The sequence below is a fragment of the Joostella sp. CR20 genome, from assembly GCF_038433465.1.
Classification (GTDB): domain Bacteria; phylum Bacteroidota; class Bacteroidia; order Flavobacteriales; family Flavobacteriaceae; genus Galbibacter.
Map to the genome: position 1 here is coordinate 515,480 of NZ_JAESVF010000001.1, position 23,104 is coordinate 538,583.

Annotated in this window: 23 protein-coding genes; 17 read left to right on the top strand and 6 right to left on the bottom strand. The window is 32.6% G+C overall.

The features are described from left to right. Positions 1 to 38 precede the first annotated feature (38 nt). Genes mbpA through JMA43_RS02290 form a run of 4 tightly spaced genes read left to right on the top strand, consistent with a single transcriptional unit; the run spans position 39 to position 2,593 of the window. The gene (gene mbpA / locus JMA43_RS02275; RefSeq protein WP_342154522.1) at positions 39 to 335 is read left to right on the top strand and encodes a mobilization protein MbpA; all 297 of its coding nucleotides are present in this window, start codon (positions 39 to 41) and stop codon (positions 333 to 335) included. Continuing rightward, positions 332 to 1,192 carry a relaxase/mobilization nuclease domain-containing protein gene (locus JMA43_RS02280; RefSeq protein WP_342154524.1) on the top strand — a complete coding sequence of 287 codons (861 nt, stop codon included), beginning with the start codon at positions 332 to 334 and terminating at the stop codon, positions 1,190 to 1,192. The genes mbpA and JMA43_RS02280 overlap by 4 nt, the downstream gene beginning before the upstream one ends. Positions 1,193 to 1,194: 2 nt before the next feature. After that, positions 1,195 to 1,644: a DUF6730 family protein gene (locus JMA43_RS02285; RefSeq protein WP_342154527.1), complete on the top strand. Its 450-nt coding sequence runs from the start codon at positions 1,195 to 1,197 to the stop codon at positions 1,642 to 1,644. Beyond that, positions 1,616 to 2,593, top strand: a complete 978-nt coding sequence (locus tag JMA43_RS02290; protein ID WP_342154529.1) for a hypothetical protein — start codon at positions 1,616 to 1,618, stop codon at positions 2,591 to 2,593. The genes JMA43_RS02285 and JMA43_RS02290 overlap by 29 nt, the downstream gene beginning before the upstream one ends. A 19-nt stretch (positions 2,594 to 2,612) precedes the next feature. Here JMA43_RS02290 and JMA43_RS02295 read toward each other — a convergent pair whose 3' ends face one another. Genes JMA43_RS02295 through JMA43_RS02305 form a run of 3 tightly spaced genes read right to left on the bottom strand, consistent with a single transcriptional unit; the run spans position 2,613 to position 4,911 of the window. Then, positions 2,613 to 3,212 (bottom strand): SOS response-associated peptidase, encoded by a 600-nt coding sequence (locus JMA43_RS02295; RefSeq protein WP_342154531.1) that lies wholly within the window; start codon positions 3,210 to 3,212, stop codon positions 2,613 to 2,615. Next, a complete protein-coding gene (locus JMA43_RS02300; protein WP_342154533.1) occupies positions 3,212 to 3,661 on the bottom strand; it encodes a LexA family protein in 450 nt (149 codons plus the stop codon). The genes JMA43_RS02295 and JMA43_RS02300 overlap by 1 nt, the downstream gene beginning before the upstream one ends. Then, the gene (locus tag JMA43_RS02305; protein WP_342154535.1) at positions 3,658 to 4,911 is read right to left on the bottom strand and encodes a Y-family DNA polymerase; all 1,254 of its coding nucleotides are present in this window, start codon (positions 4,909 to 4,911) and stop codon (positions 3,658 to 3,660) included. The genes JMA43_RS02300 and JMA43_RS02305 overlap by 4 nt, the downstream gene beginning before the upstream one ends. A 271-nt stretch (positions 4,912 to 5,182) precedes the next feature. Here JMA43_RS02305 and JMA43_RS02310 point away from each other — a divergent pair, with 271 nt between their 5' ends. From JMA43_RS02310 to JMA43_RS02350, 9 genes are all read left to right on the top strand, one after another. Next, positions 5,183 to 5,935 carry a metallophosphoesterase gene (locus tag JMA43_RS02310; protein WP_342154536.1) on the top strand — a complete coding sequence of 251 codons (753 nt, stop codon included), beginning with the start codon at positions 5,183 to 5,185 and terminating at the stop codon, positions 5,933 to 5,935. Positions 5,936 to 6,124: 189 nt separating this feature from the next. Continuing rightward, complete coding sequence (locus JMA43_RS02315; RefSeq protein WP_342154538.1) at positions 6,125 to 7,690, top strand: type I restriction-modification system subunit M; 1,566 nt, start codon at positions 6,125 to 6,127, stop codon at positions 7,688 to 7,690. Beyond that, a complete protein-coding gene (locus JMA43_RS02320) occupies positions 7,674 to 8,945 on the top strand; it encodes a restriction endonuclease subunit S (RefSeq protein WP_342154540.1) in 1,272 nt (423 codons plus the stop codon). The genes JMA43_RS02315 and JMA43_RS02320 overlap by 17 nt, the downstream gene beginning before the upstream one ends. After that, positions 8,935 to 10,110 carry a toll/interleukin-1 receptor domain-containing protein gene (locus JMA43_RS02325; protein ID WP_342154543.1) on the top strand — a complete coding sequence of 392 codons (1,176 nt, stop codon included), beginning with the start codon at positions 8,935 to 8,937 and terminating at the stop codon, positions 10,108 to 10,110. The genes JMA43_RS02320 and JMA43_RS02325 overlap by 11 nt, the downstream gene beginning before the upstream one ends. Next, positions 10,092 to 10,691 (top strand): SLOG domain-containing protein, encoded by a 600-nt coding sequence (locus tag JMA43_RS02330; protein WP_342154545.1) that lies wholly within the window; start codon positions 10,092 to 10,094, stop codon positions 10,689 to 10,691. Before JMA43_RS02325 ends, JMA43_RS02330 begins: the two co-directional genes overlap by 19 nt. Positions 10,692 to 10,695: 4 nt before the next feature. Continuing rightward, a complete protein-coding gene (locus tag JMA43_RS02335; RefSeq protein ID WP_342154547.1) occupies positions 10,696 to 11,382 on the top strand; it encodes a TIR domain-containing protein in 687 nt (228 codons plus the stop codon). Positions 11,383 to 11,445: 63 nt separating this feature from the next. Beyond that, entirely contained in the window at positions 11,446 to 11,970 is a 525-nt protein-coding gene (locus JMA43_RS02340) for a toll/interleukin-1 receptor domain-containing protein (RefSeq protein ID WP_342154550.1), read from the top strand. A 6-nt stretch (positions 11,971 to 11,976) separates the two neighbouring features. Next, positions 11,977 to 13,326 carry an RNA-binding domain-containing protein gene (locus JMA43_RS02345; RefSeq protein ID WP_342154552.1) on the top strand — a complete coding sequence of 450 codons (1,350 nt, stop codon included), beginning with the start codon at positions 11,977 to 11,979 and terminating at the stop codon, positions 13,324 to 13,326. Beyond that, complete coding sequence (locus JMA43_RS02350) at positions 13,323 to 16,463, top strand: type I restriction endonuclease subunit R (RefSeq protein WP_342154554.1); 3,141 nt, start codon at positions 13,323 to 13,325, stop codon at positions 16,461 to 16,463. The genes JMA43_RS02345 and JMA43_RS02350 overlap by 4 nt, the downstream gene beginning before the upstream one ends. Positions 16,464 to 16,781: 318 nt before the next feature. Here JMA43_RS02350 and JMA43_RS02355 read toward each other — a convergent pair whose 3' ends face one another. The 3 genes from JMA43_RS02355 to JMA43_RS02365 all read right to left on the bottom strand — a co-directional run bounded on the left by JMA43_RS02355 (position 16,782) and on the right by JMA43_RS02365 (position 19,376). Continuing rightward, on the bottom strand, positions 16,782 to 16,964 hold the full coding sequence (locus JMA43_RS02355) for a DNA repair protein (RefSeq protein ID WP_342154556.1): 183 nt from the start codon (positions 16,962 to 16,964) through the stop codon (positions 16,782 to 16,784). Positions 16,965 to 17,024: 60 nt separating this feature from the next. Continuing rightward, positions 17,025 to 18,233, bottom strand: a complete 1,209-nt coding sequence (locus tag JMA43_RS02360; protein ID WP_342154557.1) for a site-specific integrase — start codon at positions 18,231 to 18,233, stop codon at positions 17,025 to 17,027. Positions 18,234 to 18,686: 453 nt separating this feature from the next. Continuing rightward, the gene (locus JMA43_RS02365) at positions 18,687 to 19,376 is read right to left on the bottom strand and encodes a hypothetical protein (protein WP_342154560.1); all 690 of its coding nucleotides are present in this window, start codon (positions 19,374 to 19,376) and stop codon (positions 18,687 to 18,689) included. 349 nt (positions 19,377 to 19,725) lie between these two features. Between JMA43_RS02365 and JMA43_RS02370 the strand changes: the two genes are divergently transcribed. The 4 genes from JMA43_RS02370 to JMA43_RS02385 all read left to right on the top strand — a co-directional run bounded on the left by JMA43_RS02370 (position 19,726) and on the right by JMA43_RS02385 (position 23,021). Then, complete coding sequence (locus JMA43_RS02370; protein ID WP_342154562.1) at positions 19,726 to 19,905, top strand: hypothetical protein; 180 nt, start codon at positions 19,726 to 19,728, stop codon at positions 19,903 to 19,905. A gap of 26 nt (positions 19,906 to 19,931) precedes the next feature. Beyond that, the gene (locus tag JMA43_RS02375; RefSeq protein ID WP_342154563.1) at positions 19,932 to 21,884 is read left to right on the top strand and encodes a tetratricopeptide repeat-containing sensor histidine kinase; all 1,953 of its coding nucleotides are present in this window, start codon (positions 19,932 to 19,934) and stop codon (positions 21,882 to 21,884) included. A gap of 3 nt (positions 21,885 to 21,887) precedes the next feature. Beyond that, entirely contained in the window at positions 21,888 to 22,553 is a 666-nt protein-coding gene (locus JMA43_RS02380; RefSeq protein WP_342154565.1) for a response regulator, read from the top strand. Positions 22,554 to 22,655: 102 nt separating this feature from the next. After that, on the top strand, positions 22,656 to 23,021 hold the full coding sequence (locus JMA43_RS02385; protein ID WP_342154567.1) for a DUF6567 family protein: 366 nt from the start codon (positions 22,656 to 22,658) through the stop codon (positions 23,019 to 23,021). The last annotated feature ends 83 nt before the right edge of the window (positions 23,022 to 23,104 follow it).

A 23,104-nucleotide genomic window follows, 5' to 3' on the forward strand; every position in this document is an offset into this window, starting at 1 on the left:
GCTTTTTCTCCCCATGGTCGCAAAAGGTTTTAGAAAATATGAAAAAAGAATTTATACAATTTAGATGTTCTTTATATGAGAAGAAAATACTCAAAATAAAAGCTAAAAGCGCAGGCTTAACACTCAGTGAATTTTTATTAAAATCTGCAACTAATGCGAAAATTATTGAACGTCTAACAGATGAACAAATTACGATGTATCAAACACTCACAAAATTTCATAACAACTTTATCGCCATAAGTAATTTGTTTAATAAAAAGGATCCAAAATTAGCATCTGAAGTTAAGCTACTTGCTAATCAAATTAAATCACATTTATCAAACTTTAAAAAATGATTGGTAAAGGAAAATCCATAGCACATACACAAGCTTCAATGCTATATGGATGGAATGAAGAAAAAGGAGCTGACATTGTATACAGACAACACCTTGTTGGAGTAAATCCAAATGAATTAACGAAAGAGTTCAAACTCATTCAACAACTAAATGAAAAATGCCACAAAAACACTTTGAGTTTTGTAATAAGTCCAACTATTGAAGATGGAACAAATATTTCTACAAATCAATTAAGGGAAATTACCAGGCAATTTATAAAAAAAATGAAGTTAGAAAGTAGACAAGGTATCGCTTTTGTACATAGAGATAAAGCCCACACTCATATTCATTTATACGTTAATCGAATTGATTTTAGAGGAAAGGCTTATAAAGATAATTTCATTGGAAAAAAAAGTCAATTAGCAGCTGCAAATACAGCTAAAACACTTGGGTTTAAAACTGTGAAAGATATTCAACTTGAAAAGCTTGAGCCGCTTAAAAACATTCAAGCTGATATTAAAAAAATCCATGAACACGTAATTTTTAAATACAAACCCAAATCTTTCGATCAGTATATCAACCGCATGGCAAACTATGGAGTTAAAGTTATTCCAAGTATTAACAAATCAAATCAACTTCAAGGTTTCCGTTTTAGTTATAAAAACATCAACCTTAAAGGGAGTGAAGTTCATCGGTCTATGTCGGGTGGGAAAATTGCAATCTCTATCTCTAATAATTCAAATAGTTTTTTGAAGAAAGGTGAAAAGAGTATACAACTGCTTGGAAAAGTTCTGCAATTAAACCCCAACATCATTCAAAGCATTATACTCAACTCCGCTAGTAAAGTTTTAAAAAAGACAATTGAAAACAATTTATAATTATGAAAAAAATAGAACAAATTACAGAATTACTGATCGAAGAAATAGCTGATTTTAAGAAATCAGTAGATAAACTTGAATCAATCAATAACATATCTAAAAGTACAAAATTGAAAGTTGATTTCACGCATTTAAATAGCTACATGAACAATCAATTCAATAATATATTATCAAATATTAAAGTACAAAATGAAAAAATTGCATCTCTAGAAAGCGCTCAGAAAGCACATAAAATTATCCCAAAATCTTATATCTGGCTCTACAGTATTTCAATTCTTATTTGCATCAGTACTGTTGCTCATGCTGTATATTATTTCAAACAAACACCTACTATTCAACAAAATGCCTACGAAAAAGGGAGAAACGAAGTAATTACACATTTCTCAAAATTTATAAACCATAAACCTAAAATTAAAGAAGAATATGAAAAATGGATCGATCAAGAACACTGAGTTTAGTGTATCAGATGAATGTACAACCCAAGAAAGAGATATCATATCTAGATATTGGGAGCTAGACAATACAGTTTTTGTAAACAAACCATCTATAATTGCAAAGGAGTTCAATTTTAAAACATACCAAATTCCTGCTATTGCTGCAAAGCATGCAATTATGAAATTATATTTCGATTGCAAGAGCTGCCATAATGAGGACGTAATTGAAGTAAAATCACAAGTTGCGTATTTAAGGAATATTAAAAAAAAACATAATTGCAAATCGTGTGAAGAAGAAATTAAGGTAAACGAGAGAATTCGAAGAGAAAGAATACAAAAACTTCGTTATGAAACTGAATTAAAACATAAAGAACTTCTAACAGAAGAAATCAATAAAACGCTTGAAAAAGGTATTATAAATGAGTCTTGGAAACTCTTGGATAATGAGCAGTTTAATTTTCTTCTAAAAATTTGTATGATTAATAATCGTAACAAAATTTTTTCCCAAGTGTTTAATGATGATTTCAATAGAGGCTGGCAAATTACTAATTCTCTTGAAAAATTAAACTTAGTATATATTGAGCGTAAAAGAGACAAAAGTGTTAAAGATTTTCACTTTTCTGAAGAACTCCTTCCTATTTTACAAAACAACCATTTAAATTATGAACCTACAGTTGAAAATGAAAAACGATTTGAATGGGATAGACTTAGCATGAGGCTAAAAAAAAACTATAGCACTAATGAGTTTGACCCTTTATATAGTGGTATAGCTACTTTCAAAGAAGATGTTGTTTTAAAGGCATATACTAAACACGTATATAGTGTTTGGCCTAAGGAAAATGGTAATATTTGGATTTCTATTACTCCAATTGAAGATATTGTTACAGTAACTAATGAACCTATTGAAAATGAACCTAGACACATTCAAGAAATTATAAAAAGTATGTTTAAAAACCCTCTTAATTAATTGTATATCAGAACAACATCTAAAACAATGTTGGCTGAATAAAGTCTAAAGGATTGGTAGAAAAATCTGCTCTAGGATTTAGTTTGCTGTTTTCCAACCAATCCTTTAATTCGATATCTGTTTTAAGCGCTACGGGCATCCTAAGTTTTGAGTTATGTATTTCTCTCATAACACCCATTGCTTCTGTAGTAAGTATTGTATATGACTTATTATTTTCAAACTCCGAATACAATCCAGCAAAAGCAAATAACTCATCATTAAACCCAATTTCATACTTTATTTTTTGACTACCTCTATGTTGCCATTCATAAAAGCCATCAACCAAAATAATACATCTGTTTTCAAGGCTATCTTTAAAGGCGGGCTTTTCATTAATGGTTTCTAACCTAGCATTTAACGTGTAGGTTTTATTCCAATCATTATTTGCCCATTCTGGCACTAAACCCCATTGTACCATCTCGATAGTATCTACATCTTGTCGGGTAATTATTGGAGTTTTTGGAAAGTTAAACCCGTTATAGTGTCGCGTTGGAGAAAATTCTTGCTCATTTTTAAATTTAGCTTTAAACCTTTTCTCTACTTGTTGCGCCTTTTTACTTTGTTTACTATGAAAACACATTACAAATCTCTAATTAAATGTTTTACAATCCCCAAACATATCAGTGTATCATCTTCTTGAATCGGCATGTTTTGAAACTCTTCGTTATCAGCAATCAATGTTTTAGAATTTTTATCAAACCTCTTCACTGTAAAATCTGTATGGTTGACCGAAACTATTGCAATACTATCGTCTATTAATGGTTTGTCGGATTTCACAATTAATATATCTCCAATTTGAAGTGTTGGAAACATTGAATTTCCTACTACTTTTATTAAATATGTAGCTTCTGGATTTTGTAAATACTTTTCATCTAAACTTAAAGGCACTTCTTTAAAATCTTCCGCAGGACTAGGAAAGCCAGCCTGAACACCTTCTTCGTAATACTTTACATATACTTTTTGATCTTCTATTCTGAAAGGAAGATTGATAAGCTCTTTACTGAATTTTGGCAAATTAATTATCTTCATTGTACTTCTAATAATTCATTCCAGTCGGTGGTGTATTTTTTAGATAAATTTTCTTGTCGCATTACCCATGTTTTGGAAATGTTCTGACTCGCTAACTTAACTTTCTTTCTGTCTAATTTACTATTTATCCGATCAATAGTTTGCATTAAACTTTTGTGCTTCGGGTTTTCTTGGTAAAATAAACTCTGCTGAATAGTATTTTCTGGAACAATCCCCATTACAATTACCCCTGCTTTTTTAAAAGCATAACCTTGCTTGTAGATCGCTTCTAATGCTTTAATTGCATAGCTACTCAACGTAATATCAGAGTTGCTTGCATAAGGTAATTTAACTACAATATTTTTACTGTACTGTGCTTGTTCCTTTTTATGCCCATTAGTATGAATAAACACCATAATTGCATTACAAGCAGACTGTTGTTTTCTTAACTTTTCTGCACAACTACTCGCAAAGGTGCTTACACGTTCTTTTAAAGTAGGGAGCTCTTTTATATTGTTAGCAAAACTTCGAGTTGTGGCAATGTTCTTTTTACTTTTAACTTCCTCTAACTGTAATACACACTTCCCTTCTAATTCGTGTTTTAATCTTAAACCTACAACCGAAAAATGCTTTCTTACATAATCATCTGGTAATTGTGTATATTGGTATGCATTGCAAACTCCTATAGCTTGAAGCTTTTTAGAAATTCGTCTGCCTATCCCCCAAACATCCTCTATTTTAGTCCATTTTAAAGCTTTAATTCTTTTCTCTTCAGTATCAATACTATAAACTCCATTCGTACGATCTGAAAACTTCTTAGCTATTTTATTGGCTATTTTAGATAATGCTTTTGTAGGTGCAAATCCAATACTAATTGGAATTTGAGTGAATTGCTTTACTTTATTTTTTATTTGTAAACCATATGCCTGTAAATCCCAATTATCAAACCCTTTAAACTGTAGAAATGCTTCATCAATTGAATATACTTCAATGTCTGGCGTGTATCCACTTAAAATGTTCATGACGCGCTGACTCATATCACCATATAAGGCATAGTTGGAAGAAAACACTGCTATATTATATTGCTTAAAGACCTCGTTATATTTAAAGGCTACTGCACCCATTGGCACATGAACTTTTGCCTCATTACTCCTTGCAATAACACAGCCATCGTTATTAGAAAGTACTACAATAGGCTTTCCGTTTAACGTTGGATTAAATGCACGCTCACAGGAAGCGTAAAAATTATTACAATCAATTAAAGCATACATGGACTAAAAATATAGAGTAACAAAATTAAAGTAATACTGTGTAATAATTTGATTGTTTAATAAAATCTCAAAATAAAGTTTCTTAACTATTGTTGCACTTTAGCTTTATTGCACTCAAAAACATCAATATTCCACTTTTGCACCCGATATTTTCCACTTCTAAACTCAAAAACATCAATATTCCACTTTTGCACCCGAACTAATTTATTAGTAAATAACTCATTATAAATAAAATCGATTTATATTGACCCCGAAAAATAAAAGAGCACAAATGAAAATTCAATATTGTTCCGACATACATTATGAAATGACTTATAATGCTTTATGGATGATGGATAATCCATTAATTCCTGTTGGAGATATTTTGATTATAGCAGGTGATGTTTTTTATTTAAATGAAGATTACAAAAACCTCCCTTTATTTAAAACATTATCAAATAATTTTCGCCAAACATATATTGTACCTGGAAACCATGAATACTATGGAACGTATGATGCCTATGTAAGTGAACGAAAAATAAATGTAGATCTACTTAGTAACGTAAAGCTCATACATAATGACGTAGTTTATGAAAATGATGTGAAATTCATTTTTTCAACTATGTGGTCAAAAATAGAAAACAACAAAGAAGCAATAAAAAAGGGACTTCGGGACTTTGCATATATAAAATACCAAGAGAAACCATTTACTATTGATGCCTATAATCATTTACACAACAAATGCTTTGAATTTATAGAGAAAGAGGTTGAAGAAGATATTAAAAAAGTTGTTGTAACACACCACCTCCCTAGTGTGCTGTGCAATGCTCCTGAACATAAAGACAGCAAATACAATGATGCTTTTTGTGTTGACAAAACAGACTTTATAGCTAATTCTAATATCGATTACTGGATTTATGGACATAACCATAGAGTGTTACCTGAAATTGAAGTCAACGGTACAAAAGTTGTTTCAAACCAACTTGGTTATGTGTATTACAACGAACATACAAACTTCAAAAGGGATAAGTATTTTGAGTTGTAGCTTTATACCTCTTTATTATTTTACAACAATACCTTCAAAAGTAGATCATGGTTAATGGTTTTGGTTACACATTTATATAACTATAGATGTATATAATTGAGGAATTCCTTATTTGCATTTAGTTGCTATTGTTTATATTTACTGTTTACTTATCAGTTTTACAAAATTCTATTAAATAGCAAAATATAAATGTCCAAAAGCAAAATTGAAAACACAAAATCAATAGAAGAAACCCTTTGGCAAGCCTGCGATAAACTTCGAGGTTCTGTAGAGCCTTCAGAATATAAACACGTAGTATTAGGGTTAATTTTCTTGAAGTTTACTAGCGATAAATTCAAACAACGCAAAGAAGAGTTAATTGCTGAAGGCAAAGAAAAATATGTAGAAATGAAAGATTTCTACAATATGAAAAACGTCTTCTTTTTAGAAGAAGTTTCACGTTGGTCGTACATCAGTAAAAATGCAAAGCAAGACGATATTGCTATTAAAATTGATACGGCATTACACACCATTGAAAAAAACAACCCTTCATTAAAAGGCGCATTACCCGATAACTACTTTTCACGCCTTGGTTTAGACAAATCAAAATTAGCATCGCTTCTCGATAAAATAAACGAGATAGACACACTACAAAATGAAGGTCAAGATATTGTAGGGAGAGTTTACGAATATTTCTTAGCAAACTTTGCTTTAAAAGAAGGAAAAGGAAAAGGTGAATTTTACACTCCAAAAAGTATTGTTAACCTCATTGCAGAAATGATAGAACCCTATAAAGGGATTATTTATGACCCTGCATGTGGTTCTGGTGGTATGTTTGTTCAAAGTATCAAGTTTATTGAAAGCCACCATGGAAATAAAAAAGAAGTTTCTATTTACGGACAAGAATACACCAATACAACATACAAATTGGCAAAAATGAATCTTGCTATTCGTGGAATAGCAGCTAATCTAGGCGATAAAGCAGCCGACACTTTTGCACAAGACCAACATAAAGATTTAAAAGCTGATTTTATTATGGCTAATCCTCCATTCAATCAAAAAGACTGGAGAGGTGCAGATGAACTAATAGACGACCCTCGTTGGAAGGGATATGAGGTGCCGCCTAAGAGTAATGCCAACTATGGTTGGATTTTAAACATGACAAGTAAATTGTCCGAAAATGGTGTGGCAGGTTTCATTTTGGCAAATGGAGCTTTATCTGGTGGTGGAGAAGAATATAAAATTCGAAGAAAGCTGATAGAAAACAACTTGATAGAAGCAATTGTAATTTTACCGCGTAATATGTTTTATACCACGGATATCAGCGTAACGCTTTGGATATTGAACAAAAATAAAACGGAAAGGAAGGTTGAATTACCCGATATAACCCGTAATTACCGAAACCGTGAGCAGGAAATTTTGTTTATGGATTTACGCCAAATAGGCGAACCGTTTGAGAAAAAGTACACTCAATTTTCTGAAAAGCATATTCAAGAAATAGCCAGTACCTACCACCAATGGCAACAAAAAAATACCGATTATCAAGATGTTCCAGAATATTGCTACAGTGCCAGTTTAGAAGAAGTTGCTAAAAAAGACTTCTCTTTAGTACCAAGTAAATATATCGAGTTTATAAACCGTGATGAAAACATCGATTTCGATGAGAAAATGACTGCTCTTCAAACTGAGTTAAGTGACTTGCTACAACAAGAAGCCGAAAGCAAAACCGAATTATTAAAGGTGTTTAAAGAATTAGGTTATGAGCTCAAATTATAAAAAACTTGGTGATTACATCCGGCCTTTAAATGAACGTAATAGAGATTTACAAGTGAAAACGCTTCTGGGCGTAAGTATTCAAAAAATCTTAATGCCTTCTATAGCTAATACTGTGGGCACGAATATGAAAACCTATAAGGTTATTAAAAAAAATCAGTTTGCTTACGGTCCCGTTACATCAAGAAATGGAGATAAAATTTCTATTGCATTGCTGCAAGAGTTTGATGAAGCAATCATTTCACAAGCATATACCGTTTTTGAAGTAATTGATATAAGTAAATTACACCCAGAATATTTAATGATGTGGTTTCGCAGACCCGAGTTTGACCGTTATGCTCGTTTTAAATCTCACGGCTCTGCAAGAGAAACCTTTGATTGGGATGAAATGTGCGAAGTAGAACTCCCTATCCCCTCGATAGAAAAACAACAAGAAATTGTAAACGAATACAACACTGTTACCAACCGCATTAAGCTCAACGAACAACTCAACCAAAAACTGGAAGAAACAGCACAAGCCTTGTATAAGCATTGGTTTGTGGATTTTGAGTTTCCTAATGAAGAAGGCAAACCTTATAAATCGTCTGGCGGTGAAATGGTCTTTAATGAAGAACTGGATAAGGAGATTCCTGTTGGGTGGGAATTTAGCTATTTAGGCAACTATTCAACTATTAAAGGAGGTAAAAGAATGCCTTCTGGCTCAAAATTAATCAAAGAACAAACTGATTCTGTTTATATAAAAGTAGCTGATTTAGGCACATCAAAATATGTTCAACTTGATAATACCTTTGAATATGTTCCTTCTGAGGTTGCTCCAAAAATATCTAGATATATCACTCACAAAGATGATGTAGTTATTTCTATTGTGGGAACAATTGGAGTGGTAAAAATTGTAGGTGAATCTCTAAATGGAGCAAACTTAACCGAAAATTGTATGAAGATAACTAAACTAAAGAGAATTACATCTTCATACCTATATCATTACTTAGTCTCTAAAGAAGGTAAGGAAGAGATAAAAATAAGAAATGTTGGTGCTGTACAGGCTAAATTACCAATGTATAATTTAGAATCCTTTCCCATTGTCATACCGAAAGCGGAAATTATTAATGAATTTGAAAATAAAGTGATTAGTATCGATAAAGTTTTAAATGAAAGAAATATAGAAAGCAAAACCCTCACCAAACTTCAATCCGTTTTGTTAAGTAAGATGAGTAAGGTTAAAGAGAGAACTCCAAAAGAAGTAAACAATGAAATATAAATATCAGCTCATAATACTGGGGTCAAACGTTCCTGAAAAGAAAATAGTGATTGACCAAGTAAAAGCGGAATTAAGGAATCTTAAATTGCCTGAAGAGTTTATCAAAGTCATTCCAGCATCATGTTTTGAAGCGGAATATAAAGGTAATCAACCTGCGTTTGCGCTTTATTTTGGGGACACCAGTGGTGATTTTAAAGATTTAGGTGTTACTCAAAAACTCCTGAAAGATGGCACGATGATATTACCAATATATTATGACAACTTTAATAGTGATATACCCTGCATACTATCAAATCAAAACGCTACACAGTATAGTCATAGTGAAGTTCATAAAATAGCTAATGTAGTTTTAGAGTCATTTGAACTATTACGTGATACAAGAAAGGTGTTTATAAGTTATAGAAGAGCTGAATCTACAGATGTAGCCATACAATTATATGAAGCTTTAGAAGGTTATAATTTTGATGTGTTTCTCGATACGCATTCAATTCAAAAAGGAGAACCTTTTCAAGATGAATTGTGGCATCGTATGACAGATTGCGATGTTATTGTACTTCTGAATACACCAGGATTTTTAGAAAGTCATTGGTGTAAAGAAGAGTTTGCAGAAGCGAGTGCAAAACAAATTGGGATTGTACAGCTAGTTTGGCCAAATCATCAAATTGAGGATATTGATAAATCTTCATATATCAGTTATCCAATACAATTAAAAGATGATGATTTTGCAAGTAAAGAATTATTAGACAAGAAAAAACGATTAGTTCATTCAAAGGTAAAACTAGTTATTACTGAGGTTGAAGCTGTACGTGCAAGAAATTTGGCAGCAAGACAAGATAATTTAATTACTGAATTCAGAAATATTGCTGAAAAACATAAACGAACTGTAACAGTTCAACCTGAAAAGATTTTAACTGAAGACTTGCCAAATGGTGAACACATTATATACATTCCAACTATTGGAATTCCTCAATCATCAAGCTGTCAATCTGCGGAAATTAAAAAGGAATTAATGGGTTATGATAATGTCTCTATACGTTTAATCTATGATGATTTGAGAATACGTGACAAATGGTTGAATCATTTAGATTGGTTAAATGACAATTTTAAAAAGGACATAAAAACATTAAAAAAACGAGATTTTGAGTTATGGCTACAGAAAGCATAAGGAATATATTCTTATCTGCTAGTATTCCCCTGCCTAGTAGAGATGCAAAGTATATAGACACAGCAGACATTATTGCAATTCGTGATGCAGTAATCGCTTTAGCAACATTAGTATTACCACATCACAGAATAATATGGGGTGGTCATCCTTCGATAACCCCTTTGATTTATTATGTAATGCAAAAAATGGATATGAACATCCAGGAACATGTAACAATATATCAATCAAAACTTTTTGAAAAGTTTTTCCCTAAGGATAATAACAGATTCAACAATATAATATTAACTGATATTATTGATAATGACAGAGATAAATCGCTACTTCATATGCGAAATAGAATGTTAGGTGAGTTTGAGTTTTCAGCAGCAGTTTTTATCGGCGGAATGGACGGGATTGAAATTGAGTATAATATGTTCAAAGAATTTCACCCAGCTGCAATATTACTTCCAATTGCTAGCACAGGTGCTGCAACCAAAATAGTATATGATAATTTATTCCCAGAAGACCTTAAAAACTTAAGATTCGAAAAGGATTACGGGTATATGTCTTTGTTTCAAAAATTTCTAATGGATAAAATTTAAAAGTATGGCAAGAAAAGTATTCGTTTCATATAAATATTCTGACTCATTAGTACAAGATTTAGGTATATATCAAGATTCTTTTTTGGGTAAATTAAAAATAACTACAACTGCAAGACATTATGTAGATGAAATTTCAGAGCATTTGATAGGTGATGACCATATTTATAAAGGCGAAAATGATGATGAAAGTATGGAGAATTTGGCAGACTCTTCTATCAGTTCAAGATTAGGAGACAAGATTTTTGATAGTAGTGTCACTATAGTTTTGATTTCTAAAGGGATGAAGGAACCATTTACCTCTGAGAGAGACCAGTGGATACCTTGGGAAGTTTCATATTCTTTAAAAAAGCAGACAAGATCAGATAGGTCAAGTAGTACTAATGGTGTTATAGCTGTTATACTTCCAGATGAAAACGGAAGTTATGAATACTATATAACACGTGATGGTGAATGTAATTGCAGGTCGTTAAACACTCCTATTCTGTTTCAAATAATACGCGATAATATGTTTAATGTTAAAGAACCCGACAGAAGAGTTTGCAATAATAGTTGGGTTTACTCTGGAGACAGCTCCTATATTCAATCTGTTAAGTGGTCTGATTTTATAGCAAATCCTACAAAATATATTGACAAGGCAATAGAGTTACGCGATAAGAAGGATGATTTTAACATTGTAAAAACTATTAAATAATCTATGAGTTTTATAACCGAATCCGAACTTAGAAACCAAAGAAGGTCATCAAAATCCTACTATATGACCTTAAATGAAAGCCTAAACAGTTTTAAAGGAGAAAGTAGTCTTTTTAAAACTAAAATTTTCCTTTCTCATAAACACGATGAAAGAGAGTATTTGGAAGGGGCTATTTCATTTTTAAAATCTTATGGTGTAGACGTTTATGTTGATTGGTTAGATGATGGAATGCCTAAAACAACATCAAGAAGGACCGCAGATAGAATAAAACAAAAAATTAAGGATAATCATAAATTTATTCTTTTAGCAACGGAGGGGGCAATAAGCTCTAAATGGTGTAATTGGGAGTTAGGTTTAGGAGATGCAGCAAAGTATATTAACCACATTGCAATTTTACCAATTAAAAAAGATTATTCAGATTTTTCGGGTAGTGAGTATTTAGAAATATATCCTTACATCTACAACGTTGATTATTATCAATATTTCAAAGGAAATTATAGGACAGAAGGAACATACGTTGTATTTCCATCGATTAATGGCAATGATAAAGTTGTGCCTATTAGTGAATGGTTGAATAATAAAAATTAAGCAGTTATGACAGAAACCAACCGCATAGAATACAAAGCACAACTCACCAAAGATTTAGATTTGGAAAAAGAAGTGGTAGCCTTTTTAAACTACCACGAGGGCGGTTTGGTATATATCGGTATCGATAAAAACGGCAACACACTTGGTGTAGCAGACCTGGATGCCGATATGCTTAAAATAAAAGACCGCATTAAAAACAACATTGCTCCTTCGGCTATGGGCTTATTTGATGTGGTGGCAGAAGAAAAAGAAGGTCAGCCTATCATTAAAATCATTGTGGCCAGCGGTAGCGAAAAACCCTATTTCAAGAAAAAATACGGAATGACCGAAAAAGGCTGTTACTTACGTATTGGCACAGCGGCAGAGCCTATGCCTCAAAAAATGATTGAGGAATTGTTTGCTTCTCGTACCCGTAATTCTATCGGTAAAATAAAGGCTAACAGACAAGACCTTAGTTTTGCGCAACTGCGTATTTATTACGAAGAAAAACGCAAACCACTCAACCAACAATTCAAAAAGAATTTAGAGCTGCTTACCCCACAGGGAGATATTAATTATGCAGGGTATTTGTTGGCAGATGAAAATAACGTATCGGTAAAAGTAGCCAAATATAAAGGCACTACCCGTGCAGACTTAGCCGAAAGCAATGAATACGGTTATGGTTCACTGATTAAAGCTACCAAAAGCGTACTCAATAAAATAGAACTGGAAAACCGTACCCTTACCCAAATTACCAGTAAGGAGCGTTTAGAAAAACAGCTTTGGAATGGTATTGCTTTACGTGAAGCTATTATCAATGCTTTTGTGCATAACGACTATACCCGAGAAATAGCTCCCAAGTTTGAAATATTCCAGGACCGTATAGAAATTACTTCGGTTGGTGCTTTACCTGAAGGCTTGAGCGAATCTGAGTTTTTTGAAGGTTATTCCGTTCCCAGAAACAAAGAATTAATGCGGGTTTTTAAGGATGTGGATTTAGTAGAACAATTAGGTTCAGGCATACCAAGAATACTGGAAACCTATGGTAAAGAATGCTTTCAGTTCTCTGCTAATTTCCTGCGTATGGTCTTTCCATCGGCAGAACCAGTCAATAAAGAAGAAGATAAAGAATCTACCAAGGAAGGGTTGGCAGATAGGTTGGTAGATAGGTTGGTAGATGGGTTGGCAGAAAGTCAACAAAAAATTATCCAATTAATACTGAATAACCCTAAAATTAGTAAAAGGGAAATGGCAGAAAGTATTGGTATAAGTACCACTGCAATAGACAATAACATTAAAACCCTAAAAGAGAAAGATATAATAGAGCGTGTAGGAAGTGACCGTACAGGGTATTGGAAAATAATTACCAAGGAATGAAATTTACAGAAGCCAAATTAGAAGAAGTATTTACACAGTTATTAGGTAATGAGGGTTATCCGCATTGTTTGGGTAATAGTATAAATCGTGCTCCTGAAGATGTACTTATAGAGGACGATTTAATCGATTTTCTATTAACACAATACAAAAAGGAAGGGCTTACCCTTACGGAAGCAAAATCTATTGTATTGCAACTTAAAAACCTACCTGCTTCTGACCTTTATGAAACCAACAAAAAAATAATCCAATGGCTATCCGATGGTTTTAGCTTTAAACGAGATGATAGAAACCAAAAAGATATCTGGATTTATTTAATCGACTATACAAACAAAGAAAATAACACGTATAAGTTTGTTAACCAACTTGAAATAATAGGTACAGAAAAACGTATCCCAGATGGAATAATTTACATTAATGGAATTCCCGTTGTTGTATTTGAATTTAAAACATCCATTCAAGAAAACTGTACCATTAATGATGCGTATGTTCAATTAACTACTCGATACAAAAGAGATATTCCTGCACTATTTAAATACAATGCTTTTTGTGTAATTAGTGATGGCGTGAACAATAAAGCAGGATCGTTTTTTGCTCCTTACGAATTTTTCTATGCCTGGCGAAGAATTTCTGGAACTGCTAAAGATGTAGATGGTATAGATAGCATGTACACCCTTATCCAAGGAATGTTTAATCAAGATAGATTGAACGATATAATTCAAAACTTTATTTATATCCCAGACACGTCCAAAAAAGACGAAAAAATAGTGTGTCGTTATCCGCAATACTACGCCGTAAATGCTTTATATGAAAACATTAAAAAAGCACAAAAGCCTAATGGAGATGGTAAAGGTGGAACCTACTTTGGCGCAACTGGAAGTGGTAAAAGCTATACAATGCTATACCTAACAAGAGTATTGATGAAGAGTAAAGCTTTTGAAAGCCCTACCATTATTCTAATTACAGATCGAACCGATTTAGATGATCAACTTTCAGGACAGTTTACCAATGCAAAAACATTTATTGGCGATAATACTATTACAAGTGTTGAATGCAGAGCAGAATTAAGATCCCTTTTACAAGGTCGTGCCAGTGGAGGAGTATTTTTAACTACCATTCATAAGTTTACAGAAGATGTTGAGCTGTTGTCTGAGCGTACCAATGTAATTTGTATTTCAGATGAAGCGCACCGAAGTCAAACCAACCTAGACCAAAAAGTACGCATAACCGAAGCAGGGGTAAAAAAATCGTATGGTTTTGCCAAGTATTTACACGACTCTTTACCAAATGCTACTTATGTTGGTTTTACAGGTACGCCTGTAGATGCTACTTTAGATGTGTTTGGAAATGTAGTTGATGCTTACACCATGACGGAATCTGTAATAGATGAAATTACGGTACGTATTGTTTATGAAGGTAGAGCTGCTAAAATTGCCTTACAAAATACGGAATTAGAAAAAATTGAAAAGTATTATGAAGAAGCTGCTGAAGCTGGCGCAAATGAATACCAAATAGAAGAAAGCAAAAAGCAATCTGCAAACATGAATGCCATACTTGGCGATCCAAATAGATTAAAAGAATTGGCTGCTGACTTCATAGAACATTACGAAAATAGAGTTTCAGAAGGAGCATCAGTAAAAGGAAAAGCAATGTTTGTAAGCAGTTCTCGTAACATTGCCTATGAATTTTATAAAAACGTTATTGAACTAAGACCAGAATGGAATGAAGTGAAAATCGCAGAAGATGGCGCTGTTTTAACGGATAAGGATAAGAAAGAAATAAAACCCATGGAGCGCATCAAAATGATAATGACGCGTGGAAAAGACGACCCAAAAGAGCTCTACGATTTATTGGGTACCAAAGAATACCGTAAAGAATTGGATAGGCAATTTAAAAACGAAAAATCCAATTTTAAAATTGCCATCGTTGTAGATATGTGGTTGACTGGTTTTGACGTTCCTTTTCTAGATACAATTTACATAGACAAACCCATACAGCAACATAATTTAATACAAACAATTTCTCGTGTTAACCGTAAGTTTAAAGGAAAAAATAAAGGTTTAGTTGTCGATTATATTGGCATTAAAAAACAAATGAACCTTGCGCTTAAAAAGTATTCTGAAAACGAAAATGATAATTTTGAAGATATTCAACAGTCGCTAGTTGTTGTTCGAAATCATTTAGACTTACTGGCTAAACTATTACACAAATTTGATAACTCAAAATATTTCAATGGTAGCGCACTAGATCAATTGAATACACTGAATATGGCAGCAGAGTATGTTCAGCTGACTAAGGAGTTAGAAACCCGATATATGGGCTTGGTAAAACGCTTAAAAGCTGCGTATGATATATGTGCAGGAAGTGAAGAATTGACGCAAGAAGAAAGAGATTACACACATTTCTACCTAGCAGTACGCTCAATTGTATTTAAACTAACCAAAGGCGATGCGCCTGATACAGCACAAATGAATGCTAAGGTAAGGGAAATGATTAAAAATGCGCTACAGAGTGATGGTATAGATGAAATATTTAAAATGGGGGATGGTTCTGAAAAAGAACAAGACATATTTGATGAAGATTATTTATCCAAAATTGATAAAATAAAACTACCTAACACAAAGATTAAGCTATTACAACAATTATTAGCGAAGGCTATTGGTGAAATGAAAAAAGTCAATAAAGTTAAGGGGGTTGACTTTAGTAGAAAAATGGAATCCTTAGTTCAAAAATACAATCAACGTGATGAAAATGACGTCCTCAGAAGTGAGGTGTACGAAGAAATGGCAGATCAATTAACGGACTTAATTTGGGATGTTTATAAAGAATTCAAAGCAGGGGATAATTTGGGAATTGATTTTGAAGAAAAAGCATTTTACGATATTTTAAAAGAGCTTTGCGTAAAATATGATTTCTCATACCCTGAAGATAAATTAATCGAACTAGCTCGTGCTGTAAAAGGTTTGGTTGATGGTCAAGCTAAGTTTCCAGATTGGAACAAAAGGGATGATATTAAATCAGCATTAAAAGTTGGCTTAATTTTACTTTTAGACGAACACGGCTACCCACCAGTAGAACGTGATGAAGTGTATAAAGAAATCTTTGAGCAGGCTGAGAATTATAAGAAGTATAATCCTTAAAAGCTAATGTATGAGATAATAGTAATAAAAAAATTATTGATTTATAATTAGTTAAAGAATATTTATCTTAATAAATGAAATATCCTATACACCTGCTCCTTATAAAACAAACCCTATAAAGACCCGTCAAAGGGTTTTTATTTTACCCCTGCTGAACCACTTCCATAGTATTCTATTTAACAAACAGGGTTGAAACAATACAAAAACCACTTTGCGGAAACAAAAACCACTTTGCGGAAGAAAAAACCACTTTACGGAAACAAAAACTACTTTAGTTTTTGAAATTAAACATCTAACTTTACAAGCTAATACCGTGAATTAATACGGCAAATTAGTATAATTCTTAACAGCTAATTCAAAATTTTTTTTGAGTAATTCTTTTGTCTTACCTTCGAATAAAACTAAATCTGAAATCCCTTCAAGTTTTCCATAATAAACTTCATCTTCCTCACTGTATTCTACACTACCAATAAACCCATTATATTTTAATTTATTACCCATATTATAATTTGTAAAATTTGAATTAATTAAAACCAGAAGCTGATGTATGATTATAAAACATCATAACAACAATTCACTTGCCTGATCTAACAAAGAACTATCAAGTTCTTTTAGATAAGCCTTTGTTGTTGCTAAATCTTGATGTCCCATTGATTCACTAATAATATCTGTAGCAACACCCTTTTCTTTTAAGCAATTGGCGTAACTATGTCTTGCTACATAGCTTGTAATCGACTTTTGGATTTTACAAAGTTTAGCTATTTCTTTCAAGTCTTTATTATACTTTTTTAATGCTTTTTTCTTTCTATTTTCTAGCTGTTGTGGTGTTAAATTCTCTTTTAAAAGGATAGGAAAAAGATATTTATTTATTCTTCTTTTCTGGTAATATGAAATAATCTCTTTAACTGGAGGTAATATTTTTACAATGAAATTACCATTAGTCTTGGAGCGCACATAATATATTCGATCTTCTGATATATCTTCAAATCGTAGCTTCATCATATCTGCAAAATTCATACCTCTAGTATAAAAACTAAAAACAAAGTAATTTCTACTATTTACTAAGTGGGGATGATTAGAGAGGTCTATATTAATTATTTTTTGTACCTCTTTTAATCCCAATGCTCGTTTTATTCCCTTCCCCTTTAAACGAGATATTTTATACTTACTAAAAGGATAGTTCTCTTTCTTTTCTATTCCTCTTTCAATAGCTTTATTATATAGTGCTCGAATCTCTCTCATCTTAACTCCTATCCCCCCATCGGTACCTCCTCTAGACCTAAGAAAAGCTTCATACTTAGAAAGAAAAGCAGGTGTAACATCATCAAAAGATAAATTTTTAGATTTATTATTAAATAACATAACTGAATTATAGGTGTCTTTATAAGCCCGAGCATTTCCCATTCTACCTGCAAGTTCCATTTCATTAATTAATTCATCCCATAATTTGAAAATATTTTTATTTAAAGGATTTGTATTAACCCTTAACTCCTTTTCAAAATCATCAAGCGTGTAATTCTCTTTGTTAAGATCCAAATCACCTAATATTTTTGCAGCTCTATTTTCAAAACCACTTAAAAATTCATTGTGCTTCAGATAATCTTTTTTCTTTGAATTAAATCTACCTTCATTTTTATTCCATTCCTTTGTACTAGCATTATAAATTGTTTTAAAAAATTTAGATTTTCTATCTTTAGTAACCCTTAAACAGATAGGATATTTACCATCAGACAGTTGCGTTTTTCTTAATACAGTTTTTATACTAGCCATATTCTTTTATTATCAGTACAACATATGTACAACATTTGATGAGATAAATGTAATCAAAAGAAACTTTAGGAAAAATAATATTTTACAACTAATTGATTTTCTTAGATTTAGAAACTAAAAGAAATTAAAAGAAAATAATTTTCACTGACTCATAATCAGGGGGTCCATGGTTCGAGCCCATGTGGGACCACATAAAAGCCTCTTAAACATTAATGTTTAAGAGGCTTTTTCTTTTCTAGGGGCTGATTAGGGGGCTAAATAATCTATTTTACTTTACACTTCTAATAAACTATAAGCCATTATTTTCCAAATTTTAACATTCGCCTTAAGGAAAACCGTAAGGAAACCAAATCAACAAAATATAATTTTACGCTCAATACTAGCATTCAATCATTAAGCAATGATGACTCATTAACCAACACAGCCGTTTTGAAATTATTCAGAACGGCTTTTTTATTCTAAATTTGGTTTTACATATTTGTTAAACATATATGGAGTAACAGGTTTTAAATGCTCTTTCGTTACTGGGTGTTTCCCAAAATAAGCATAAAACTCAATAGCTCCTTTATTCATTTTACAATAATAAGACATTCCCACCTTTACTTCTGATAAAGAAAGCTTGTGCTGCTTTTTATAAATTGTAGCATCATAAATAATAATATCATTTGGTACCTCTACTTCAGAAATATCACACGAAACTACTTCATATTTCTCTCCATTCCATGTCATACATTTAGGCTCTTTCTTCAGAAAAAAAGAATAACACAAACCACCTAAAATAACAGCTAACAACGAGTACAACACAATGCGCTCTAGGTTAAAGTACTTCGATTTAGTTTTAACAGGGTTTTGCTGTTTCTCTGATGGCGTAGTATTGTTTGTAACAAAATCTTCATAGCTATCGTAACCAATGTATTTTGCCATAAACTCTAACAGTTCGGGTTTTAAAGTTACGGCACGAGCTTCATTACCCAAAACGTATTTATTGTAAATACTGGTAAAGGTTCTGCTTGTAATTTGGTGGCCCAATTCCTCAAATTGATTCGATAGGTATTCGGCTTGCCCGCTTTTAGAATTTTTGCCGCTTTTTACTTGAGCTTCTTCAAAAACACGTTTTACCAATTTCTTATGTAAATAATTCATAGTAGTAATAAATTCAGGACTTTAAAAGTAAAAATATTTAGACAAAAGTCAGACATAAATGTCGGACATTCTTTTCCATAGTTTGTCTAGAATTTTTATGCAATGCCTCCCTTTCTTTGTCGGCAAGAAGGGTTGAGGTCGTGTAAAGCTAACACTTCCAAAGCGCAACAACTTTTCCTACGGAAATCTAAAATACGAGAACAATAGCATATGGGAAGCTGCTATTAAGTATCGTATTTAGGTCTCCACTTCCCAACAATAAGGATCATCTCCTTACCAATTTAGTTGTAAAAACGTCCTGTTTCATACGGGCAGCAACACCATTGTCTAATTTTTAAAACATATTATTATGAAAAAAATATTTTTAGCACTTACGGTTATCTCATTAAATGCAGCTTTACAATCGTGCACCAAAGAAAGTGTAGCAAGTACAGATACTTTATACGACTTACAAGCTTCTGAAGATGAAGAAATAAATGAAGTTCCACACGAACCCGACGAACCAGAAACCACAAAAAACAATGATTAAGTTTAAATAATTTTTATTTTAGGGGAATGAAAAAACTACTACTACCATTCCCCTATTTTTTGGGTGTTTTGATATGCCTTTATGCCTGTAATTTTTCTGCTGAAAAAAGCAAGACTACAACTATTAATACCGCTCCAAATTCAGTAGAAAATCAACTGAAAATAATTAACACCCTACGGAAGTCAAACCTAGACAGCGCACTTCTTTTAAATCAGAAGCTCATAAACACATACCACTTGTATGCAGACACTATACAAGCAGAAATTTTAAAACAAAAAATAACCTTATCTTATTATAAAGATTTAGAGGATAGCACCCTTTTTTATGCTGATAAGTTTTTGTCGCTTCAGCAAGAAAAAAAAGACAGTGTTGGCATAGCAGATGCATTTTTCAGACTCGGTTTTTACCATCGATCGTATCAAAATATTGAAGAGTCAATTTATAATTATTACCAAAGCGTTAAAACTTTCGAAGCAATAAAAGACACTATAGAAGCCGGAAAAAAACTCGTGAATTTGTCCAACATATTTAATGCCATAGGAAACTATAATGAGGCGGAACAAACAGGTGTAAAAGCATTGCAATATCTCGAAAATTCGTCTCAAAATAAATACATCGCAGGGGCATACAACGCTTTAGCAATTGCATCCAAACAACAAAAAATATATCCAGAAGCTTTGCATTGGTACCAAAAAGCATTGCTTAGAGCATCCGATAGTCTTTCAAAAATTAAAATAAGTAGTAACATTGCTGTGACTTATTTACACCAAGGCGATTACCTAACAGCTTACACTTTGTTAGACAGTTTGCAAAAAAACTCGCAAATACAAAACGACCAAGAATTGTTTGCAAGAAATCTCGACAACAAAGCATTTTCCGCTAGTTATTTAGGCCTCCCCGATGCAGAAAAAGAACTTTTACAAGCGCTAAATTTAAAAAAAGAACTTAAAGACGAAAGCGGACAAACCACTAGCTATTTGCATTTAGCAACCTACTATTCTAACAATCGGCAGGCATATACAGCACAGCAAATGGCTACACAAGCACTGGCACTCGCAAAAGAAAGCAATAGCACCGATGATATTTTAGAAGCATTGGCTCTTTTAATTAATAATACCTCCAACCCAAAAAAATATGCACAAACATACTTACACCTTACCGATAGTATCCAAACTACACAAGACCGCTTAAAAAATGCGTTTGCAAAAATTAAATATGACAGCGAGAAAACTAGAGCCGAAAACATAAAACTCTCCAACGAAACAAAAATTAAACAACTTCAACTCGACAAGCAACGAAGTAGAAACATATTGTTAACCATAATTCTACTTATCATCATTTTATTTTGGTATTTATTAACGCGATACAACAAAGCCAAATACCAACGAGAAAAAGCCAATGAAGCGTACCAAACGGAGATGAAAATTTCTAAAAAAATACACGACGAACTTGCCAACGATATTTTCAATATTATTTCGTTTACTGAAAATACCACCATAGAAGATGTTTCAAAAAAGCAACTTTTAACCGAGCTCGAAAGTGTATATACAAAGGCTAGAGATATTTCTAGATCCAACGGAAAAATCGATTTTTCAATTCCAATTACAGACAACCTACAAGCGCTCATCAATGGATATCAAAATGAACAAGTAAACATTATTTGTCAAGGATTAGCCCAATTAGCAGAGTTACATATTCCTGAGGAAAACCAACGCGCCATGTACCGAACCTTACAAGAGCTTTTGGTAAATATGAAAAAACACAGCGAAGCAACTATTGTGGTACTTCGTTTTACTTCAGAAAAGAAAAAAATTACTATTTCGTATTCCGACAACGGACGTGGTGTAGAAATTACGAGAAGATTTAAGACCAACGGCCTTCTGAATGTGGAAAACCGTATTGAAAGCATTGGTGGAAGTTTTACTTTTGACTCTACACCATTAAAGGGCTTTAAAGCCTCCATTGTAATACCCGCATAAATCATGTTTAAAAAAATATTAATTGCAGAAGACATCGATAGTATCAACATCGGACTTGTAAATACGCTTAAAGAAGCTTACAATGTAGAAATTGATCATGCAAAATATTGCGATGATGCATATTTAAAAATCAAAAGTGCTATCCAAAAAAACACCCCGTATGATTTATTAATTACCGATTTATCGTTTAAGCAAGACCACCGAAAATGCAACATTGCTTCGGGTGATAAACTTGCAGGAAAAGTAAAATTGGAACAACCTAATATTGCCGTAATTATATATTCTATTGAAGACAGACCGCATGTAATTAAATCGTTTTTCGATAATATTGGTATAAACGGTTATGTGTGCAAAGGCAGAAACAGCGCAAAAGAAATGGTTACAGCTGTAAAGCAAGTTTACAATACCAACACATACATTCCTGAGCATTTAAAATTTGGGCTTCGCGAAACTAGAAATATCGAGATTGAAAATTACGACGTTTTACTACTTGAAGCACTTTCGCAAGGGAATTCACAAAACGAAATCAAAACAAAATTCAAATCAGAAGGTGTTAGTCCGTGTAGCTTAAGCACCATCGAAAAGCGTATCAATAATTTACGTAACACTTTTAAAGCAAAAAACACCACCCATTTAATCTCAATCGCCAAAGATTTGGGAGTGATATAGATTTTTCTGGAAATAAAAAAACAATCAGCCTTACGGATATCCGTAAGGCTGATTCATTTTGTAATCTTAGTTTCGCCAACTCAAAATTTAAAACCTATTAGTATGAAAAAAATTGGAGTAACAGCCCTAATTTGCTCACTATTTTTAACAAGTTGTTCTGTTCACAACGGATTAACTACAAACGTTAACAACACCGATACCAGTGTAATTCTTTCAAAAAGTAATTACAAAGTACTAGGCACTGTAACTGGAGATGCAGAAGCAATGTATGTATTAGGAATTGGTGGAATTTCTAAAAAAGGAATGGTAAATGAAGCGAAAGCAGAAATGTTTAGAAAAGCTAAGCTTGAAGGTGCTTCTAAAGCAATTATCAACCAAACTGTTGAAATAAAGCACTCGGCATTTCCATTTATCAGAATGTATCACGTTTATGCTTCTGGACAAGTAATTGAGTTTACAGAAAATTAATCTATTTGTTATTGTATTGATAGTAACATAAATAGCTAACAACATTCAAAAGCCTTATCAACACTTAGTTTTTAAGGCTTTTT